The 19,240-nt window shown below is 54.1% G+C and carries 15 protein-coding genes and 6 tRNA genes; 9 read left to right on the top strand and 12 right to left on the bottom strand.

The window, feature by feature from the left end; translation table 11 throughout:
• The first annotated feature begins 49 nt into the window (after positions 1–49).
• The gene (locus tag LJA86_RS11980; protein WP_229226209.1) at positions 50–1,306 is read left to right on the top strand and encodes a nucleoside permease; all 1,257 of its coding nucleotides are present in this window, start codon (positions 50–52) and stop codon (positions 1,304–1,306) included.
• Positions 1,307–1,373: 67 nt separating this feature from the next.
• Positions 1,374–2,258 carry a LysR family transcriptional regulator gene (locus LJA86_RS11975; RefSeq protein ID WP_229226208.1) on the top strand — a complete coding sequence of 295 codons (885 nt, stop codon included), beginning with the start codon at positions 1,374–1,376 and terminating at the stop codon, positions 2,256–2,258.
• A gap of 43 nt (positions 2,259–2,301) precedes the next feature.
• Here the strand turns inward: LJA86_RS11975 and LJA86_RS11970 are convergent.
• From LJA86_RS11970 to LJA86_RS11955, 4 genes are all read right to left on the bottom strand, one after another.
• A tRNA-Lys gene (locus tag LJA86_RS11970) sits at positions 2,302–2,377 on the bottom strand.
• Between the two features lie 4 nt (positions 2,378–2,381).
• A tRNA-Val gene (locus LJA86_RS11965) sits at positions 2,382–2,457 on the bottom strand.
• 29 nt (positions 2,458–2,486) lie between these two features.
• A tRNA-Val gene (locus tag LJA86_RS11960) sits at positions 2,487–2,562 on the bottom strand.
• 41 nt (positions 2,563–2,603) lie between these two features.
• Positions 2,604–2,679: transfer RNA gene (locus LJA86_RS11955), tRNA-Val, on the bottom strand.
• 258 nt (positions 2,680–2,937) lie between these two features.
• Between LJA86_RS11955 and gltX the strand changes: the two genes are divergently transcribed.
• On the top strand, positions 2,938–4,353 hold the full coding sequence (gene gltX, locus LJA86_RS11950; protein ID WP_063622216.1) for a glutamate--tRNA ligase: 1,416 nt from the start codon (positions 2,938–2,940) through the stop codon (positions 4,351–4,353).
• Between the two features lie 43 nt (positions 4,354–4,396).
• Here the strand turns inward: gltX and LJA86_RS11945 are convergent, their stop codons facing one another.
• Positions 4,397–4,789 (bottom strand): YfeC-like transcriptional regulator, encoded by a 393-nt coding sequence (locus LJA86_RS11945; RefSeq protein WP_045909400.1) that lies wholly within the window; start codon positions 4,787–4,789, stop codon positions 4,397–4,399.
• A gap of 1 nt (position 4,790) precedes the next feature.
• Positions 4,791–5,153, bottom strand: coding sequence for a YfeC-like transcriptional regulator (locus tag LJA86_RS11940; protein WP_229226207.1), 363 nt, complete (start codon positions 5,151–5,153; stop codon positions 4,791–4,793).
• Between the two features lie 217 nt (positions 5,154–5,370).
• On the opposite strand from LJA86_RS11940, the gene LJA86_RS11935 reads away from it, so the two are divergent.
• From LJA86_RS11935 to LJA86_RS11925, 3 genes are all read left to right on the top strand, one after another.
• A tRNA-Ala gene (locus tag LJA86_RS11935) sits at positions 5,371–5,446 on the top strand.
• Between the two features lie 41 nt (positions 5,447–5,487).
• A tRNA-Ala gene (locus tag LJA86_RS11930) sits at positions 5,488–5,563 on the top strand.
• 216 nt (positions 5,564–5,779) lie between these two features.
• Positions 5,780–7,969, top strand: a complete 2,190-nt coding sequence (locus tag LJA86_RS11925) for an EAL domain-containing protein (protein ID WP_229226266.1) — start codon at positions 5,780–5,782, stop codon at positions 7,967–7,969.
• Between the two features lie 44 nt (positions 7,970–8,013).
• Here the strand turns inward: LJA86_RS11925 and LJA86_RS11920 are convergent, their stop codons facing one another.
• On the bottom strand, positions 8,014–9,201 hold the full coding sequence (locus LJA86_RS11920) for a NupC/NupG family nucleoside CNT transporter (protein WP_045909397.1): 1,188 nt from the start codon (positions 9,199–9,201) through the stop codon (positions 8,014–8,016).
• Positions 9,202–9,549: 348 nt separating this feature from the next.
• On the opposite strand from LJA86_RS11920, the gene LJA86_RS11915 reads away from it, so the two are divergent.
• Positions 9,550–10,788: an Nramp family divalent metal transporter gene (locus LJA86_RS11915; protein ID WP_048029632.1), complete on the top strand. Its 1,239-nt coding sequence runs from the start codon at positions 9,550–9,552 to the stop codon at positions 10,786–10,788.
• Positions 10,789–10,821: 33 nt separating this feature from the next.
• On the opposite strand, the gene LJA86_RS11910 is transcribed toward LJA86_RS11915, so the two are convergent.
• Positions 10,822–11,169 carry a DUF2502 domain-containing protein gene (locus LJA86_RS11910; protein ID WP_045909395.1) on the bottom strand — a complete coding sequence of 116 codons (348 nt, stop codon included), beginning with the start codon at positions 11,167–11,169 and terminating at the stop codon, positions 10,822–10,824.
• A gap of 127 nt (positions 11,170–11,296) precedes the next feature.
• Complete coding sequence (gene mgrA / locus LJA86_RS11905) at positions 11,297–12,295, bottom strand: L-glyceraldehyde 3-phosphate reductase (protein WP_111967605.1); 999 nt, start codon at positions 12,293–12,295, stop codon at positions 11,297–11,299.
• A 187-nt stretch (positions 12,296–12,482) separates the two neighbouring features.
• On the opposite strand from mgrA, the gene ipdC reads away from it, so the two are divergent.
• On the top strand, positions 12,483–14,141 hold the full coding sequence (gene ipdC, locus LJA86_RS11900) for an indolepyruvate decarboxylase (RefSeq protein ID WP_229226206.1): 1,659 nt from the start codon (positions 12,483–12,485) through the stop codon (positions 14,139–14,141).
• Here the strand turns inward: ipdC and LJA86_RS11895 are convergent, their stop codons facing one another.
• Positions 14,142–15,377 carry an ion channel protein gene (locus LJA86_RS11895; protein WP_045909392.1) on the bottom strand — a complete coding sequence of 412 codons (1,236 nt, stop codon included), beginning with the start codon at positions 15,375–15,377 and terminating at the stop codon, positions 14,142–14,144. It abuts the gene before it with no gap.
• Positions 15,378–15,582: 205 nt separating this feature from the next.
• Between LJA86_RS11895 and glk the strand changes: the two genes are divergently transcribed.
• Positions 15,583–16,548 (top strand): glucokinase, encoded by a 966-nt coding sequence (glk, locus tag LJA86_RS11890; protein ID WP_048029635.1) that lies wholly within the window; start codon positions 15,583–15,585, stop codon positions 16,546–16,548.
• Between the two features lie 35 nt (positions 16,549–16,583).
• On the opposite strand, the gene LJA86_RS11885 is transcribed toward glk, so the two are convergent.
• The gene (locus tag LJA86_RS11885) at positions 16,584–17,315 is read right to left on the bottom strand and encodes a LytR/AlgR family response regulator transcription factor (RefSeq protein WP_023294232.1); all 732 of its coding nucleotides are present in this window, start codon (positions 17,313–17,315) and stop codon (positions 16,584–16,586) included.
• Between the two features lie 3 nt (positions 17,316–17,318).
• The gene (locus LJA86_RS11880) at positions 17,319–19,025 is read right to left on the bottom strand and encodes a LytS/YhcK type 5TM receptor domain-containing protein (RefSeq protein WP_229226205.1); all 1,707 of its coding nucleotides are present in this window, start codon (positions 19,023–19,025) and stop codon (positions 17,319–17,321) included.
• Between the last annotated feature and the right edge of the window lie 215 nt (positions 19,026–19,240).

The following is a 19,240-nucleotide window of genomic DNA, read 5'->3' as shown; positions in this document are numbered from 1 at the left end:
AAAACAATAAAGTGGCCCGTGAGGGCCACACTGCTATAAGGAATGGGTTATGAGCATCACGACTCGCTTAAAGATGATGTCCTATATGCAATATTTTATCTGGGGGAGCTGGCTGGTTACCCTCGGCGCTTACATGATTAACACCCTACATTTTACCGGCTCCGACGTGGGCATGGTGTACAGCTCCAAAGGACTTGCCGCGATTGTTATGCCCTCGCTGGTGGGAATTATTGCCGACAAATGGCTGCGGGCAGACCGTGCGTACGTGATTTGTCACCTCGTTTGCGCCGTCGCGCTCTGCTATGCCGCACAGGTCAATGAGCCGGGCCTGATGTTCTGGGTCATGCTGGTGAATGCGATGGCCTTTATGCCCACGATTGCGCTGTCGAATACGATTTCTTACTCCTGTCTTGAACGGGCAGGGCTGGATACGGTGAGCCATTTCCCACGAGTGCGGGTGTATGGCACCGTGGGCTTTATTGCCGCGATGTGGACCATAAGCCTGATGGGGGCAGAGCTGAGCAACCTGCAGCTCTATATGGCGGCTGCCGCGTCCGTGCTGCTGGCGCTCTATTCTCTGACATTGCCAGCCATTCCGGTGGCGAAAACAAAAACGTCTCCGTCGCTGGCCAGCAAGCTGGGCCTCAATGCGTTTGTCCTGTTTAAACAGCCCCGCATGGCGGTGTTCTTTTTATTCGCGATGCTGCTGGGGGCCGTGCTGCAGATAACTAACACGTTTGGCAGCCCCTTCCTGCATGATTTTGCGCGTAATCCGGCGTATGCCGATAGCTTTATCGTCAAATATCCGTCCATCTTGCTCTCCGTTTCGCAAATCTCTGAAGTGTTCTTCATTCTGACCATTCCGTACTTCCTCGGACGCTTTGGTATTAAAACGGTCATGCTGATGAGCATGGTGGCCTGGATGCTGCGGTTTGGGCTGTTTGCCTTTGGCGATCCGTCTGCAACAGGCTTTGTGCTGCTCATGCTCTCAATGATTGTCTACGGCTGCGCGTTCGACTTTTTCAATATTTCCGGCTCGGTGTTTGTCGAACAGGAGGTGAGCGCCGATATCCGCGCCAGCGCACAGGGGCTGTTTATGACAACCGTTAACGGTATCGGGGCCTGGTTCGGATCGGTATTGAGCGGTATGGCCGTCGATTATTTCTCGGTGGACGGAGTGAAGGACTGGCAGACGATCTGGCTGGTATTCGCGGCCTATGCCCTGGCGCTCGCGGTGGTGTTTTATTTCAGCTTCAACTATCGCCACACCTGCAAAAACAGCGAGATGCGCACAGTTGCGCACTAAATTTCCCCTCTGGACGATGAAAGGCTTTAAGGTAGGCACATAAGTGTTATCGCCAGGATATGTTTTGATGGAACGCGCCTATCGGACCGATCTCAAGCTGCTGCGCTATTTTCTGGCCGTGGCGGAGGAGCTGCATTTTGGACGGGCTGCGGCCCGTCTCAATAAGTCTCAGCCGCCGTTGAGCCTGCATATTAAAGAGCTGGAAAGCCAACTGGGGACGTTACTGTTTATTCGCCACTCGCGGAGCGTCGCGTTGACGCATGCCGGTAAGGTGCTGATGGAAGAGTCCCGTCGTTTGCTTGCCGGTGCAAACCAGGCGCTGGCTCGCGTCGAGCAGATTGGCCGGGGGGAGGCAGGGCGCATTGAGCTGGGTATTGTCGGTACCGCCATGTGGAGTGAGGTGCGCACGGTGATGCGCGCTTTTTTGAAATCGCACCCGAATGTAGATGTTGTATTCCGCGAGAAATCCCCGGTCATGCAGATGGCGCTGCTTGAGCGCCGGGAGCTGGATGTGGGCATCTGGCGAATGGCAACCGAGCCCACCGCTGGGTTTACCAGCGTACGGTTACGTGAGGCTGCTTTTCTGGTGGCGATGCCGGAGGATCACCGGCTGGTGAGCGAATCATCGATTGCGCTCGCAGAGTTGCAGGACGAGTATTTTGTCACAATGCCTTCAGCGCATTCTGACTGGGCATTTTTACATCGCGTCTGCCAGCAGGCCGGGTTTTCGCCGATGATCGTGCGTGAAGCCGTTGAGCCGCAAACGGTACTGGCGATGATCAGCATGGGCATGGGGATTACGCTTGCGGCAGACAGTTACGCGCAAATGCAGTGGCCGGGCGTGGTGTTCCGCCCGCTGAAAGAGCGTATACCGGCAGATTTGTATGTGGTGTATGACGAGAAGCAGGCGACGCCAGCGGTGAAGACATTGATTGCGACGTTAACAATGTAAATCGCAGATAGCAAAAAAGCGCCTTTAGGGCGCTTTTTTACATTGGTGGGTCGTGCAGGATTCGAACCTGCGACCAATTGATTAAAAGTCAACTGCTCTACCAACTGAGCTAACGACCCGAAATGGTGGGCGATGACGGGCTCGAACCGCCGACCCCCTCCGTGTAAAGGAGATGCTCTACCAACTGAGCTAATCGCCCATTTCGGAACTGCTGCGATAAGGTGAGAATGGTGGGCGATGACGGGCTCGAACCGCCGACCCCCTCCGTGTAAAGGAGATGCTCTACCAACTGAGCTAATCGCCCAATCTCAATTCTTATCTACACTGCGAGTCTACCGAAGTAGATGGTGGGTGATGACGGGCTCGAACCGCCGACCCCCTCCGTGTAAAGGAGATGCTCTACCAACTGAGCTAATCACCCCCGCTGTGTGGAGTCGCATTATAGGGAGAGTTGAAAATGAGTCAACGCATTTTCTAAAGTTTTTATTCGTTCGTCGTAAAATTAAGCAAAACGATCGCGAAACGGGCAGTGGCGCATGATTTCTAAACAAAAATCGCAAACTCGGGCCCGATTCAGGGAACAACATTGAGGAATCGCCGCACAGTGATAGAATATTGCCCATCGTTTTTTCCCCAGGATTTGCCGATTGCCGGCATCTTTATAACGTAAGGCCATTTCATGAAAATCAAAACTCGCTTCGCGCCGAGCCCGACAGGCTATCTGCACGTCGGTGGTGCACGTACCGCTCTCTATTCCTGGCTTTTCGCACGCCACAACAAAGGTGAGTTCGTGCTGCGTATTGAAGACACCGATCTTGAGCGCTCCACGCCAGAAGCAATTGAAGCCATTATGGATGGGATGAACTGGCTGAACCTGGAATGGGACGAAGGTCCCTATTTCCAGACCAAACGCTTTGACCGCTATAACGCCGTCATTGATGAGATGCTGGTCGCGGGCACGGCGTATAAATGCTACTGCTCCAAAGAGCGTCTGGATGCGCTGCGCGAAGAGCAGATGGCGAACGGTGAAAAGCCGCGTTATGACGGCCGCTGCCGCCATGACCACAGCGAGCATGCTGCTGATGAGCCTTGCGTCGTGCGTTTTGCTAACCCGCAAGAGGGGTCTGTGATCTTTGACGACCAGATCCGTGGCCCGATCGAATTCAGCAACCAGGAGCTTGACGACCTGATCATCCGTCGTACCGATGGCTCCCCAACCTACAACTTCTGCGTGGTGGTTGACGACTGGGATATGGAAATTACCCACGTTGTGCGCGGTGAAGACCACATCAACAACACGCCACGTCAGATCAACATTCTGAAGGCGCTGAACGCGCCGGTGCCTGTCTATGCGCACGTCTCCATGATCAACGGTGATGACGGCAAAAAACTGTCTAAACGCCACGGTGCGGTGAGCGTCATGCAGTATCGCGACGACGGCTATCTGCCAGAAGCGCTCCTGAACTATCTGGTGCGTCTGGGCTGGGCCCACGGTGACCAGGAGATCTTCAGCCGCGAAGAGATGATCGAACTCTTCTCTCTGAGCTCAGTCAGCAAATCCGCCAGCGCGTTTAACACTGACAAGCTGCTGTGGCTGAATCATCACTACATCAATACCATGCCGCCAGAATATGTGGCGACGTATCTGCAGTGGCACATTGAGCAGGCAAATATTGATACCCGCACGGGCCCTGAGCTGGCGGATCTGGTGAAACTGCTCGGCGAGCGCTGCAAAACGCTGAAAGAGATTGCTGAAAGCTGCCGCTACTTCTATGAAGAGTTTGATGCGTTCGATGCGGACGCTGCGAAGAAACACCTCCGCCCGGTTGCGCGTCAGCCGCTGGAAGTGGTGCGTGACAAGCTGGCTGCCCTCACCGAGTGGACCGCTGAGAATGTGCATCACGCCATTCAGGCGACGGCGGACGAGCTGGAAGTCGGTATGGGTAAAGTCGGTATGCCACTGCGCGTTGCGGTGACCGGTGCAGGTCAGTCTCCGGCGCTGGACGTAACAGTTCATGCCATCGGCAAATCACGCAGCGTGGCGCGCATTAACAAGGCGCTGGACTACATCGCTGAACGTGAAAATCAGCAGTAATCACGTCTAAGAAAAAAAACGGCAGGGTAACCTGCCGTTTTTTTTATGCCTCTTTTTCCGCGATACCCAGACGTGTAAGAAAACCGTGAATGCCTTCGCGTTTCAAAAAGGCGTCCAGACGCTTCTGTTCTGACGGCGTCATACTCTCCAGCGTCTCTATAATGCCCGGAGACAGGTTTGAAGAGGGGCCATTATAGGCAGACGTGGCCTCCGCGAGATGGTAAACCGCCTGACGGTTGCGGATCGCCGGGAGACTCATTATATGTTCCTTCACGCGTGCATCGACATGAATGAGCCGCGCGCGACCGCCTTTCACGCCGTTGAGCCCTTCGGTTTTCCACCCCTGCTGACGTATCCAGCGATTGACCGTTTGTCTGGCGACGCCCAAACTTTCCGCCAGCTCTTCCGTGGTCATTTTGCTCCGTAATCTTTTCATATCAGTCCCGATCGCGTATCCCTAAACGTTGCAACAATCCGGTGATCCCTTCCCGTAATAACAGCGATGTCATCTGCTTCTGCTCTTCCAGCGTCATTTCATTAGCCAGCGTCAGGAGGAGGGTATGAAGCGAACAATCATGGCTGGTGCCTTCTGGCAGTTCGGACGTTTCGCTTGCCCGACGTGCGCTGCGGATAAAGTCACGGACTTTTTCGTTCACATGTACCAGGCGCGCTTTTCCGCCCTGGACGCCTGGTTTTGGTGACGTAATCCAACCCTCTTTGCGTACCCATTTATTGATGGTCTGGCGGCTATAGCCAGTGAGCAGGGCTAACTCTTCTGGCGTCATTCGTTCCTTGATCATACAATTTCCTGAATATCTGTGGGGTTAATTAACGGCTCATTTTATAGCACCGTTTTACGTGAAAACGTGACAGGCTTAACTCCTGATTACGAGCACGCTCGCAAAGTGATTCATTTGCATGATTTTTCGGCGATCGAACGGCGGTCATTGATTTTGCCGTTGACACTCCGCAGCGGAATTCATATTATGCCGCCCGTCAACATGACAGCTTTACGATGGGGCTATAGCTCAGCTGGGAGAGCGCTTGCATGGCATGCAAGAGGTCAGCGGTTCGATCCCGCTTAGCTCCACCAAACTCTGAACCCAACAGAGTGCGGTCAGTAAAGTCACATGTGGGGCTATAGCTCAGCTGGGAGAGCGCTTGCATGGCATGCAAGAGGTCAGCGGTTCGATCCCGCTTAGCTCCACCAAAATTGTAAACCCTCGTCATATGACGAGGGTTTTTTTTTATCTGTTTGTAACGTCCATTACTGCATTTTGTTATCAAAAAGAAGGTATTCCTGTACCTCTCCTCAATTGACATCAATAAACCAGTCTATAAATAGACTTGAACTTGATTCGTGCAATTAATAAACCTATTATCCATCCGGTCAATGATTCGAACGGATAATATATTCCCCAATTTAATGAATAGAAAAACGTATAATAATGTAAAGATATTTATGATTGCCCTGGCACTTTGCCTGATTGCGGTACCTGTCTCCCGTTATCTCTCTCCGCGTGCAATTGTTAATGGTCATGACGTTTATTTAGCATGGTTGCCACTCAGCGTGATGCTGGCGGTAATTTTGATATTTGGGCGCCGGGCAATTCTTCCCATTGTGTTAGGTTTTACTGTCACTAATTTATTTTATGTTAATTTAGCACCACTACAATATTCAGTTTTGCTTTTCTGTCAGACCTTTGCGCTGTTCGCGGCGTGCGGCCTGCTGCGCCTTATGCTGGGCAAGCGCTGGCGGCACAGCATTCCTAACAAGCACATTGGGCTACGTATATTCTGGCTCGGTTTTATGGTGCCGTTAGGTATTAAGCTGTCGATGTATATGGCAGGCTATTTGTTTGATTTTCCGGTGACTATTTCAACCTATTTTGGCGAAGGAACGGTAATTTATAACGTTGTGGATATTCAAAGCCTGATATGCGCGGGGCTGATTTTTACCATGATGTTCTATTACCCATTAAGAATGATAATTAATCCTCGTTATGCCATCGCCTTCTGGCGGCGAAGCGTGAAGCCCGTGTTTTATCACAAGAATCCATTATATGTTTTTGTCTGGCTGATGCTTTTAGGCTTCATTCTCGTCACTTTATGTGGTCCTTTTGAATCACCGGTCATTGCGGGTTATTTGATGCCGCTGATTTTTATTCTTTTTACCTTAGCAATAAGCCGCCTGACCTATGCGTTGATTTCTCTGCTGTGGGCCATCTCAGCGCTCCTGCTGTTGACCTACAACTACAACTTCCTTAACGGGGTGGAATCGGGCCATTCGCTCTCCTTTATCCTCTCCGTGCTGATCTCTTTCGCCATCTGCTTGCTTTACATGTCGCGAATTTACCAGCGCAGCGAGTGGCTGAAGCGGGGCTGGCAGGACAGGGCGCTGACCGATCCTCTTACCGGTTTGCCCAATATTCGCGCGCTGGAGGATTACCTTGAAATCCATCCGGATGCCAAAGTGTGCATTCTGCGCATGGACAATCTGGAGTTTTTGAGCCGCCACTACGGCATTATTATGCGGGTCCACTGCAAACGAACGATCGCCACGTCGCTTCAGCCGCTCCTGCAAAAAGATGAGCTGCTGTTCCAGCTGCCCGGAAGCGAGTTGGTGCTGGTCTTGCTCGGGCCGGAAATTGCTGAACGTCTCCAGCATATGGTCGATCGGCTCAACAGCAATAAGATTTTCTGGAACAACACCGGGCTGGATATTGAGTTTGGCGCGTCCTGGGGAATGGTCGAAAACGGCGAAAATCTGCATCACACGCTGGGGCAACTGAGCTGGCTGGCAGAACAGGCCTGCGGAGAGCAAAACGTACTCGCGCTCACGAATAGCCTTGAGGCGGCATCAGGACAAACGACAGAGCGTGTCCTGATGCTGGCGCGGATTAAGCATGCCCTGGAGGCGGGGCAGTTCCATTTGTATGCGCAGCCGATCCAGAAGGCGGACGGAAGTGGGTACTATGAAATCCTGACGCGAATGGAGAGCGAGGGGGAGATTATTACCCCTGACCGCTTTATTCCGCTGATTGCGCAGTTCAACCTCAGCCACCGGTTTGATATGTGCGTCATGGAAAAATTACTGGTGTGGCTGCGCGATAACCCTGCAACGCACGCTGGCGCCCGTTTTTCCGTCAACCTGATGCCGCTGACGCTGATGCAAAAAGAGGTGGCGACCGAGATTTGCGCGCTGTTTGAACGGTACGGCGTGGCACCGCAGGCCGTCGTGATCGAGATTACCGAAGAGCAGGCATTCTCTAATTCAGGCTCGAGTATCAACAATATTCAGCAACTGCGGGATTACGGTTTCCGGATCGCCATCGATGATTTTGGTACTGGCTACGCTAACTATGAGCGTCTCAGACGCCTGCAGGCGGACATCATTAAAATCGACGGCTGCTTTGTGAAAGACATTTGTACAGATGACATGGATGCAATGATCGTGCAGTCGATGTGTAATCTGGCAAAGACGAAATCGCTCTGCGTCGTCGCGGAATATGTGGAAACACCGGCACAGCGGGAGATGTTGCTCCGCTTCGGTGTGGATTACCTGCAGGGCTACCTGATAGGTAAACCCAAACCGCTGGAAGAATTGCGGGCATAAAAAAACCGGGAGCCAGGCTCCCGGTTTTTGTTTAACGGTAAACGTTACAGAACCAGTGCCGCAATGGACGCGGACAGGACGCTCACCAGCGTAGAGCCATAAACCAGCTTCAGGCCAAAGCGAGAAACCACGTTACCCTGCTCTTCGTTCAGGCCTTTAATCGCACCCGCGATAATCCCGATGGACGAGAAGTTCGCGAAAGAGACCAGGAACACGGAGAGAATACCTTCCGCGCGCGGAGAAAGCGTGCTGGCAATTTTCTGCAGATCCATCATCGCAACGAATTCGTTAGAAACCAGCTTGGTTGCCATGATACTGCCCACCTGCAGCGCTTCGTGAGCCGGAACACCCATCACCCATGCAACCGGGTAGAAGATGTAGCCCAGAATGCCCTGGAAGGAGATACCCAGCACCGCGGCGAACAGGGCGTTCAGGCCAGAAATCAGCGCAATGAAGCCGATCAGCATGGCGGCAACGATAATCGCGACTTTGAAACCGGCCAGGATGTATTCACCCAGCATTTCGAAGAAGCTCTGGCCTTCGTGCAGGTTTGACATCTGGATATTCTCTTCGCTGGCGTCAACGCGGTATGGGTTGATCAGCGACAGAACGATAAAGGTGCTGAACATGTTCAGAACTAGCGCAGCCACCACGTATTTTGGCTCCAGCATGGTCATATACGCGCCCACGATAGACATGGAAACGGTAGACATTGCGGTTGCCGCCATGGTGTACATGCGGTTGCGTGACATCTTGCCGAGAATATCTTTATACGCGATGAAGTTCTCAGACTGACCGAGGATCAGGGAACTGACGGCGTTGAAAGATTCCAGCTTACCCATGCCGTTCACTTTGGATAACAGGAAGCCAATTCCACGGATCACGAACGGCAGAACGCGGATGTGCTGCAGAATACCGATCAGCGCGGAGATGAAGACGATAGGGCAAAGAACCTTCAGGAAGAAGAACGCCAGACCTTCGTCGTTCATTTTACCGAAGACAAAGTTGGTCCCTTCGTTGGCGAATCCGAGCAGTTTTTCGAACATTTCGGAGAAGCCTTTCACGAAGCCGAGGCCTACGTTGGAGTTCAGGAAGAACCACGCAAGTAAAACTTCAATGACCAGCAGTTGGACAACATAACGAATACGAATTTTTTTGCGGTCTGTGCTGACCAGCAATGCGAGTGCAGTAACGACAACAAGTGCCAGGACAAAATGAAGGACGCGGTCCATATTTGCTCCAAATATGAGGCAGGTTTAATTTTCGTGCACATTCTATGTAACAAGAGAAAAGAAAACGAGATCGAGGACACACTATAGTTACATCCTGTGACGAGTCTCAAAAATAGTGATCCACAATACATTTTTGTTATGTTAGGTAAATGAGTGAAAAGTTAAGTTTGTGTGCTAGTCTTCACAAAAGAGTCCGCGATTTGAGTTTCTGTTAGATCGCCCAGCTTACCCGCCCGTCTATCGTTCAAAGCTATCAGAGAAATCACTGCAAACTTTATAAATGATCTTGATAATCATTCTCATTTTGATAGCATTAAACATAGCAAAGGCTATATTTCAGAGGCAGAAATGACAAACAGTCGCGTAGAGGGTAGCAGTGGCAGAGCAGCGCGCAAGTTGCGGTTCGCATTAATGGGACCTGCGTTCATCGCTGCCATTGGCTATATCGATCCAGGTAACTTTGCGACCAATATTCAGGCCGGGGCCAGCTTCGGCTATAAGCTGCTGTGGGTGGTCGTCTGGGCTAACCTCATGGCGATGCTGATTCAGATGCTCTCCGCAAAGCTGGGGATTGCGACGGGTAAAAACCTGGCGGAGCAAATCCGCGACCATTATCCGCGTCCCGCCGTCTGGCTCTACTGGGTTCAGGCTGAAATCATCGCCATGGCTACTGACCTCGCTGAATTTATCGGCGCAGCAATCGGCTTTAAGCTGATTCTGGGCGTGTCGCTGTTGCAGGGGGCGGTACTGACCGGGATTGCCACGTTCCTGATCCTGATGCTACAGCGTCGGGGTCAAAAGCCGCTGGAGAAGGTCATTGGCGGTCTGCTGCTGTTTGTGGCGGCGGCCTATATTGTCGAACTGATTTTCTCACAGCCGAATCTGGCGCAGCTCGCTAAAGGGATGGCGATCCCAAGCCTGCCAACCTCGGAAGCGGTGTTCCTGGCCGCCGGCGTGCTGGGAGCGACCATCATGCCGCACGTGATTTATCTGCACTCCTCGCTGACGCAGCATCTCCACGGTGGGACGCGTAAAGAGCGTTACTCCGCCACCAAATGGGACGTGGCGATCGCCATGACCATCGCGGGGTTTGTCAATCTGGCGATGATGGCAACAGCAGCCGCCGCTTTCCACTTTAACGGTCATACCGGTATTGCCGATCTCGACCAGGCGTATCTCACGCTGGAGCCGCTGCTGAGCCATGCTGCCGCCACGATATTTGGTCTTAGCCTGGTGGCTGCTGGTCTCTCTTCTACAGTGGTGGGTACGCTGGCAGGCCAGGTGGTGATGCAGGGGTTTGTCCGGTTCCATATTCCGCTGTGGGTGCGCCGCTCCGTCACCATGCTGCCGTCATTTGTGGTGATTTTGATGGGGCTCGACCCCACGCGAATTCTGGTCATGAGCCAGGTGCTGCTGAGTTTTGGTATTGCGCTGGCGCTGGTGCCGCTGCTGATCTTTACCAGCGATAAAACCCTGATGGGTGAGCTGGTCAACTCGACGCTGGTGAAACGGACCGGGTGGGCCATCGTGGTGGTGGTGGTGGCGCTGAACCTGTGGTTGCTGATAGGCACAGCGTTGGGGCTGTAAAAGAAAAAGGAGCCATGAGGCTCCTTTTTGCTGTTAGTCGTGGCCGTGGTGACCATGTCCGTGACCTTTGCCGCGACCCCAGCCGCCGCGACGGTCGTCACGATCCCGCCAGCCTTCACGGTAACCGCGTTCATAGGCGCTGTCTTTATACCAGCCGCGGTGTCTGCCGTTATCATGTTTCCACCAGCGGTCGCCGCGCCACTCATAGTGACGATGCCAGTAATCACGGTCGCGCCAGTAGCCGCCGTCCCAGTATCTGCCGTAGTCGTCACGATCGCCAATTTGTAATTTTACTGATGGCAACAGGGTGATTTCGCCCGCAGTGGCGATCAGCGGCGCCGAAGCCAGTAATACCGCTGCAAGAATCAGTGACCTGAACATACTCTTTCTCCTTCACGATCGGGGCCTTTGTTGGGCCTGTTAACGCAATTTTACGAGTTGGTAAACCTTCGTATCATCGCCTCAACTCCGAATTCCTGGGTGAGAGCACTTTTTGCTAAAAGCGGTGTTATTTTGAGCTGCTGAGGATCGCGTCTATGTGGGCCAATTCTTCCTCTGAGAAATGGCGGTTTGCCAGCATCCCCACGGCGTCATCAATTTGAGCCGCTTTACTTGCCCCAATCAGCACCGACGTCACTGCCTCATGGCGTAATACCCAGGCCAGCGCCATCTGGGACAGCTTCTGGCCGCGACTTTCTGCCAGGGCATTCAGCTTCCTGACTTTTTCCAGCTTCTCTTCGGTGAGCTGATCGGGTTTAAGGAACTGACTGCCGCTTGCCGCGCGTGAGTCTGCAGGAATGCCGTTCAGATAGCGATTGGTCAGTTGTCCGCCAGCCAGCGGCGAGAAGGGAATACAGCCGACCCCTTTTTCCTGCAACACGTCCAGCAGTCCCGCTTCCGGCGCACGTTCAAAGAGGGAGTATTTCGGCTGGTGGATCAGGCAGGGTGTCCCGAGGTCATTAAGGATATCAATCGCCTGGCGAGCCAGAACCGCCGGGTAGTTGGATAATCCGACATACAGAGCCTTCCCCTGACGCACCACATGGTCAAGCGCTTTCATGGTTTCCTGCAGCGGCGTTTCCGGATCTGGCCGGTGATGATAGAAGATATCCACATACTCCAGCCCCATGCGCTTCAGGCTTTGATCGAGGCTTGCCAGCAGATATTTGCGTGATCCCCAGTCGCCGTACGGACCCTCCCACATGGTATAACCCGCTTTGGTGGAGACGATCAGCTCGTCGCGCCAGGGCAGGAAATCCTCCTGCAAAATACGGCCGAAATTACGTTCGGCGGATCCGGGAGGCGGGCCATAGTTGTTGGCAAGGTCGAAATGCGTAATGCCCAGATCGAACGCACGCTGTAAAAGTTGACGGCTGTTTTCGATAAGGGTGGCGTCACCAAAGTTATGCCACAGCCCAAGCGAGATGGCGGGCAACCTGAGCCCGCTTCGTCCGCAGCGACGATACTCCATTGTCCCGTAACGATTTTTGTCCGGCTGATAACCCATTTTCGTAACCTCTGGCGCTGAAGTGAAAAATCAGTGTATGCGTTTACATTTACGTGAAAAAAAGCAGCATAGCGCAGCCTTTTTTGTAAAGCATTCTTTCCATGTCCTTCTTATCGCCAATTCTGGACACCCATCACGCTTATTTAATACTCAAGGTGAGGTCAAAACATTAGAAGGATACCTGTTTATGCGTACCCCATACTGCGTCGCCGATTACCTGCTGGACCGTCTTACAGATTGTGGAGCCGATCATCTGTTTGGCGTGCCGGGCGACTATAACCTGCAGTTTCTCGACCATGTAATAGACAGCCCGGATATCTGTTGGGTGGGCTGTGCCAACGAATTAAACGCCTCTTACGCCGCTGACGGATATGCCCGTTGTAAGGGCTTCGCCGCGCTACTGACGACATTTGGCGTAGGAGAGTTAAGCGCCATGAACGGCATTGCGGGCAGCTACGCCGAGCACGTTCCGGTCTTGCATATTGTGGGTGCGCCGGGAATGGCATCACAGCAAAGAGGTGAGCTGCTGCACCATACGCTGGGCGACGGTGAGTTTCGTCACTTTTATCATATGAGCGAGCCGATCACCGCTGCGCAGGCGATCCTGACCGAACAAAACGCCTGTTATGAAATCGACCGGGTGTTAACGACCATGCTCCGGGAGCGTCGCCCCGGCTATCTGATGCTGCCTGCCGACGTGGCAAAAAAAGCCGCCACCCCTCCTGTAAACGCTCTCACGCTCCGGCATACGCATGCCGATAGCGCCTGCCTGAAAGCATTCCGGGATGCTGCAGAAAACAGGCTTGCCAGGAGCAAGCGTACTGCGCTGCTGGCCGATTTCCTTGTCCTGCGCCATGGCCTGAAGCATGCGCTACAGAAATGGATCAAAGACGTGCCGATGGCACACGCCACCATGCTGATGGGCAAAGGGATATTCGACGAGCGTCACGCTGGTTTTTACGGCACCTACAGCGGTTCGGCGAGCGCTGGCGCGGTAAAAGAGGCGATTGAAGGGGCGGATACCGTACTGTGCATCGGCACGCGATTTACCGATACCCTGACCGCCGGCTTCACGCATCAGCTCACCCCGGCGCAGACGATAGAAGTTCAGCCTCATGCCTCACGCGTTGGTGATATCTGGTTTACCGGCATCCCCATGCTTCAGGCAATCGAAACGCTGGTGGAGCTGTGCAAACAGCACGTGCACGAGACGCCCGTGCCGTCCTCTCAAAGCGCGATGGCCTACCCGCAGCCGGATGGCTCGCTGACGCAGGCGAATTTCTGGCAAACGCTGCAGACGTTTATTCGTCCGGGAGACATTATTCTTGCGGATCAGGGCACCTCGGCCTTCGGCGCGATCGACCTTCGTCTGCCGGCTGATGTGAATTTTATCGTCCAGCCGCTGTGGGGATCGATTGGCTATACGCTGGCGGCGGCATTTGGCGCACAAACGGCCTGCCCGAACCGGCGCGTGATTGTTCTGACGGGGGATGGCGCGGCGCAGCTCACCATCCAGGAGCTCGGCTCGATGCTGCGGGATAAACAACACCCCATCATTCTGGTCCTTAACAACGAAGGGTATACGGTGGAAAGAGCGATCCATGGGCCTGAGCAGCGGTATAACGACATTGCGCTATGGAACTGGACGCAAATCCCGCAGGCACTGAGCCTTGATCCTCAGGCCCAGTGCTGGCGGGTCAGTGAAGCGGAGCAGCTGGCGGACGTCCTTGAAAAAGTGGCGCATCACGAGCGGCTCTCGCTGATTGAGGTGATGCTGCCGAAAGCCGATATCCCACCGCTGCTGGGGGCGATCACCAAAGCGCTGGAAGCGCGCAATAGCGCCTGATTATTTGTCGTTTCGCCAGGCCATCATCATCGGTTTGCCCGCCAGCAGGAGCCAGGCGGGCAACATCACGATACAAAGCAGAGGGAAAAGCGTCGAATCCGGTACGACTACCGCCGCCATAAACAGGCTTAGCCATGCGTCGCGCGTGACCACCAGAACCAACCCCAGAATAGAACAAGAGACGGTAATCGCCGCCGGGACCGCATCGACATGCTCGTGCAGCATCAGCCCCAGCGCGACGCCGACAAAGACCGCCGGGAAGATGCGTCCACCACGGAAACCGCAGGCGGCCGCCACCACCAGCGCTGCCAGCTTGATCACGGCAAACAGCAGATAGTCGGAGACGCTAAATATCTGGCTGAAAGCCAGCTGCTGCATCTCGTCCAGCCCTTTAAACAGCGTCACCGGCCCGCCGATTGCGCCTAAAATACCGAGGATCAAACCGCCAGCTCCCAGAATTAACACCGGGTGTTTGAGTCGATGCATCAGCCGGTGCAGACGTGGAAGACACCATACTGCCACCATGCCCAGCGCAATGGCGATGGCGACGACGATGGCGCCGCTGAAGATATCGGCGATTTGCATCTGGCCGTAGTGGGGCAGGGAGAGTGAAAAATGGGGATGGAAAAACAGGCTGGTGGTCAACGCCCCGGCGGCGGCGGCCATCAGCGGAGCAAACAGTTTATCCCAGAGCGGGACATCGTTATTACTGCTGAGCGTCTGCGAAAAGATCAGTGCTGCCGCCACGGGCGTGCCGAAAAGCGCCCCGATGGTGCCTGCTGAGGCGAGAATGGTCCAGTCCAGCGCGCCGACGCGGGGCAAAATGCGTGAACCGAGAAAAACCGCCAGGCCAATATTCACGGCCATAATCGGATGCTCTGGCCCCAGGCTGACGCCGCCGGCCAGACCGAGAATCAACGCGATAATCAGCCCCGGCAGTGCCGAAGGGGAAACCGGGGCACCAATCAGCGGTTCCTGCGCCGGGTCTGGTCCAGCATGGCCGGGACTGAAACGGATCACCAGGCCCACCGCAATACCGGTTAACGTCAGCATCCCTACGATCCAGGCAGGAGAGTCAGCGGTGACGCCCAGTCCTGCAGGAAGCGCGTTCCATAATAGTGTTTGCAGCACCGACGCGACTTTCATCACGACGATGAGCACCAGACTTGAAACCACGCCAATGATGAGCGCCGGAATGGCCAGCAACAGCATGGTTCTGGCTCGCGGGTGGAGCATGATGATTTCCTTGTACAAAACGGTATGACGTTACTTTGCACATTAAGCCTTATGGCAATAGTGCAAAAGGTGCTGAAACGGTAAAGTTATTCTGTGACGAAGATCGATAATCCATGGGCATTCACCTTCCGGTCGTTGTTGTTATCACGCCTTGAATTTACAGTGTCCCAAAGATTTATTCTGACTTTAGCGGAGCAGTAGAAGAATGACAAAGTATGCTTTGGTAGGTGATGTGGGCGGCACGAACGCGCGCCTCGCATTATGCGATGTAAGTAGCGGTGAAATTTCCCGGGCGAAAACCTATTCCGGGCTGGATTATCCAAGTCTTGAGGCCGTTGTCCGCGTCTATCTGGACGAGCATCAGGTAAGCGTCGAAGATGGCTGCATCGCCATTGCCTGTCCGATAACCGGCGACTGGGTCGCCATGACCAACCATACCTGGGCATTCTCCATCGCCGAGATGAAAAAAAACCTCGGCTTTGCGCATCTTGAAATCATCAATGACTTCACCGCGGTGTCCATGGCGATCCCGATGCTGAAGCCTGAGCATCTGATCCAGTTCGGTGGCGCTGAGCCGGTCGAAGGTAAGCCGATTGCGGTTTACGGGGCCGGTACCGGTCTGGGCGTTTCACATCTGGTGCACGTTGCTCAGCGTTGGGTGAGCCTGCCGGGTGAAGGCGGTCACGTTGACTTTGCGCCAAACAGCGAAGAAGAGGGCATTATCCTCGAAGAATTACGCGCGGAGATCGGCCACGTCTCCGCCGAACGCGTGCTGTCAGGGCCGGGGCTGGTGAACCTGTACCGGGCGATTGTGAAGTCGGACGGTCGTCTGCCGGAAAACCTGCAGCCGAAAGACGTCACCGAACGCGCGCTGGCGGACAGCTGCATTGACTGCCGTCGTGCCCTGTCGCTGTTCTGCGTGATTATGGGACGCTTCGGCGGCAACCTGGCGCTGACGCTGGGCACCTTCGGGGGCGTTTATATCGCGGGCGGCATTGTGCCGCGCTTCCTCGACTTCTTTAAAGCCTCCGGCTTCCGCGGCGGGTTTGAGGATAAAGGGCGCTTCAGAAGCTACGTGCAGGACATCCCGGTTTATCTGATCGTGCATGATAACCCAGGGCTGCTGGGGTCGGGTGCCCACCTGCGTCAGGTTCTCGGTCAGATTCTCTGATGCCTGGCCCTCTCCCACGGGAGAGGGCTTTTTCGTTACAGGTGCATAAGCTGGCGGAACTCTTTCACCTTGCTGCGGCTCACCGGCACCTGAAAATCCAGATCCTTCAGGCGCAAGATATAGGTGTTGTTAAACCACGGTTCGATCTCGCGGATCTTGTTTAAATTCACGCAGAACGAGCGGTGGCAGCGGAAAAAGTGCGACGCAGGCAGCTTGCTGCAAAACTCGGTGATGTTCATCGCCATCACGTAAGATTCCCGCCGCGTATAAACAAACGTCATCTTTTCATGGGCTTCGGCATAGTAGATATCATTGACCGGCGTCACGATGATGCGCTCATCTTTGACCAGATTAATGGTGTCGTTTTCCCGTACCGTTGGGCTGGCGCTAGCGGGGGCGGTCTGCTGCTGCCATGCGGCCTCCAGCTTTTGCAGCATGCTGACAATCCGCGACTCCTGGTAAGGCTTAAGGATATAGTCAAACGCCTCCAGCTCGAAGGCCTCTACGGCGTGCTCTTTCCATGCGGTCACGAACACAATAAACGGCTTATGGGCAAACTGATTGATGTTTTGCGCCAGCAATACGCCATCCAGCGACGGAATGTTGATATCCAGGAAGATAGCGTCGACCCGGTTATGCTGCAGAAACTTCAGCACGTCCAGACCGTCATCAAAGGTGCCCACAATCTCCATCTGGCTGTGGGTGTTGATAAGCCAGGTTAGCTCCTGTTGAGCCAGGATTTCATCTTCTACAATGATGACTTTCATGGGTTACTCCACCAGGGGCAACAGTGATGTTGTTGAATGAACGGGAGTGCGCTCGTTCGGGACGTAAAAAGCAATTTCGGTACCCGGTTCAAGACGCTGAATGTGCAGCCCATCGCCGTAAAGCAGCTTGACCCGGTGATGCACGTTCAGCAGGCCGATTTTATTTCCGGGCATCTCGTTAGACTCCACGCGCTCAATAACTTTTGGATCAATGCCGTGGCCGGTATCGCGCACCGCAATACGCACGCGGTTGCCGCTTTCGGTGACGCTGATGGTGACGACGCCTTTGCCTTTACAGGGCTGAATGCCGTGAACAATCGCGTTTTCGACCAGCGGCTGGATAAGCAGGCTCGGGATCACGCAGTTGACCTCTTCATCAATATCGTAAATGACCGTGAGTTTGTCGCCAAAGCGCGCCTGCTCAATCGCGATGTAGTCTTTGATCTGATACAGCTCTTTTTTGATGTCGATCTGCTCGTCATCTTTTAGCTCGATGTTGTAGCGCAGATAGCGCGACAGGTTAAAAATCAGCTGTCGCGCGGTGTCCGGATTAAGACGTATGGACGAGGAGATCGCGTTCAGCGCGTTAAACAGGAAATGGGGATTGATTTTGCTCTGCAGCGCGCGCAGCTCTGCCTTATTTGCCATCTCACGCAGCTGTTCTGCACGGGAGACTTCCAGCTGGGTGGAGATAATCTGCGACAGGCCAATCGCCATCTCCTGGAGCGAGGAGGTGATCTGATGCGCGTGACAGTAATAAATCTTCAGGGTGCCCGTCACGACGCCTTTCTCCCACAGCGGGATCACCAGCATCGAGTGGATTTCCGGCGTTCGGTGGGCTTCGTCATTGTTTTTAATGATGATTTTACCGTAGTTGATCGCCTGTCTGGTGGTTGGGCTGATGGTGTCATCGTTGTCGCGATAGTTGTGTTCCCCGACGCCAACGTAGGCCAGCACGTGGTCAATGTTGGTGATGGCGACGGCGTCTGCGTGGATGTCGTGGCGGATAATCTCGCAGACCTGACGCAACGACTCCGCGTTAACGTGGCGAAATAGCGGTAGCGTTTTGTTGGCGATATCCAGCGCCAGCTTGGCCTGACGGGCGGCGCTGGCCTCTTTTTCCCCTTCAACGCTTTGCACCAGCAGCACGATAAAACCGATGCACACGCTGCCCAGGATCATCGGAATCCCGATTTTCGAGACGATATCCAGCCCCAGCGCGGTGGTCGGGGCCCAGACGACGACCAGGATCATGGTCAGCGTTTCGCATACCATGCCTGCGACGATCCCGGCGCGCCAGCGCTGTTTTTTCGGGATTTTGCGGCTGATCCAGCCGGAGAGCACCCCGGCGATAATGCTGGTAATAAAGCAGGGCACCGCCGTGACGCCGCCGATATCAATCAGGTAGCGATGGGTTCCGGCAATCACGCCGGTGATAACGCCCACCCACGGGCCAAACAAAATTCCGCCGGACATCACGGCGATAATGCGCACGTTAACCAGCGAGCCCTCTACCGGCACGCCTGACCAGGTACTGAACAGGGCGAACAGTGAGAAGATGGCGGTAACGGCCAGCAGCTCTTTTGGCGAGTGGGCGGATTTGTGCAACAGCTCGCGAAACAGGCGAATGCGGATGAGGAAGAACAGGCAAATCAGCATTAATGCCGCACGGTCAAAAACCGCCAGCAGCATAGTGAATATTTCGTGCACGAGTAGACCTGGGAAAACGGGAAAGAACCATGATAAAAAACCTGACGCGTATTGACCAGCTATCCGTCAGGTTTATCAAATGAGGAAAAACCATAATTCTTAAAGGGGATTGTCCGGCGGTCACGGACACGACCTGAATTTTTATAGCCAGCGTATCGTCAGGTAACTGTTTTGATATCATCCTGTTAAATAACGGCTATCAGAAAGCCAACCCT

It is taken from the genome of Enterobacter sp. TCD1-1 (assembly GCF_020567405.1).
In the GTDB taxonomy this organism is placed as follows: Bacteria; Pseudomonadota; Gammaproteobacteria; order Enterobacterales; family Enterobacteriaceae; genus Enterobacter; species Enterobacter quasiroggenkampii.
This window is presented reverse-complemented; position numbering and strand designations above follow the sequence as displayed.

Coding starts and splice junctions, on each gene's coding strand:
- LJA86_RS11945 (WP_045909400.1), bottom strand. CDS start 4,789: ATGAAAAGATTACGGAGCAAAATGACCACGGAAGAGCTGGCGGAAAGT.
- LJA86_RS11915 (WP_048029632.1), top strand. CDS start 9,550: ATGACAAACAGTCGCGTAGAGGGTAGCAGTGGCAGAGCAGCGCGCAAG.
- LJA86_RS11975 (WP_229226208.1), top strand. CDS start 1,374: ATGGAACGCGCCTATCGGACCGATCTCAAGCTGCTGCGCTATTTTCTG.
- glk (WP_048029635.1), top strand. CDS start 15,583: ATGACAAAGTATGCTTTGGTAGGTGATGTGGGCGGCACGAACGCGCGC.
- LJA86_RS11920 (WP_045909397.1), bottom strand. CDS start 9,201: ATGGACCGCGTCCTTCATTTTGTCCTGGCACTTGTTGTCGTTACTGCA.
- mgrA (WP_111967605.1), bottom strand. CDS start 12,295: ATGGGTTATCAGCCGGACAAAAATCGTTACGGGACAATGGAGTATCGT.
- LJA86_RS11895 (WP_045909392.1), bottom strand. CDS start 15,377: ATGCTCCACCCGCGAGCCAGAACCATGCTGTTGCTGGCCATTCCGGCG.
- LJA86_RS11980 (WP_229226209.1), top strand. CDS start 50: ATGAGCATCACGACTCGCTTAAAGATGATGTCCTATATGCAATATTTT.
- LJA86_RS11885 (WP_023294232.1), bottom strand. CDS start 17,315: ATGAAAGTCATCATTGTAGAAGATGAAATCCTGGCTCAACAGGAGCTA.
- LJA86_RS11910 (WP_045909395.1), bottom strand. CDS start 11,169: ATGTTCAGGTCACTGATTCTTGCAGCGGTATTACTGGCTTCGGCGCCG.
- LJA86_RS11925 (WP_229226266.1), top strand. CDS start 5,780: ATGAATAGAAAAACGTATAATAATGTAAAGATATTTATGATTGCCCTG.
- gltX (WP_063622216.1), top strand. CDS start 2,938: ATGAAAATCAAAACTCGCTTCGCGCCGAGCCCGACAGGCTATCTGCAC.
- ipdC (WP_229226206.1), top strand. CDS start 12,483: ATGCGTACCCCATACTGCGTCGCCGATTACCTGCTGGACCGTCTTACA.
- LJA86_RS11940 (WP_229226207.1), bottom strand. CDS start 5,153: ATGATCAAGGAACGAATGACGCCAGAAGAGTTAGCCCTGCTCACTGGC.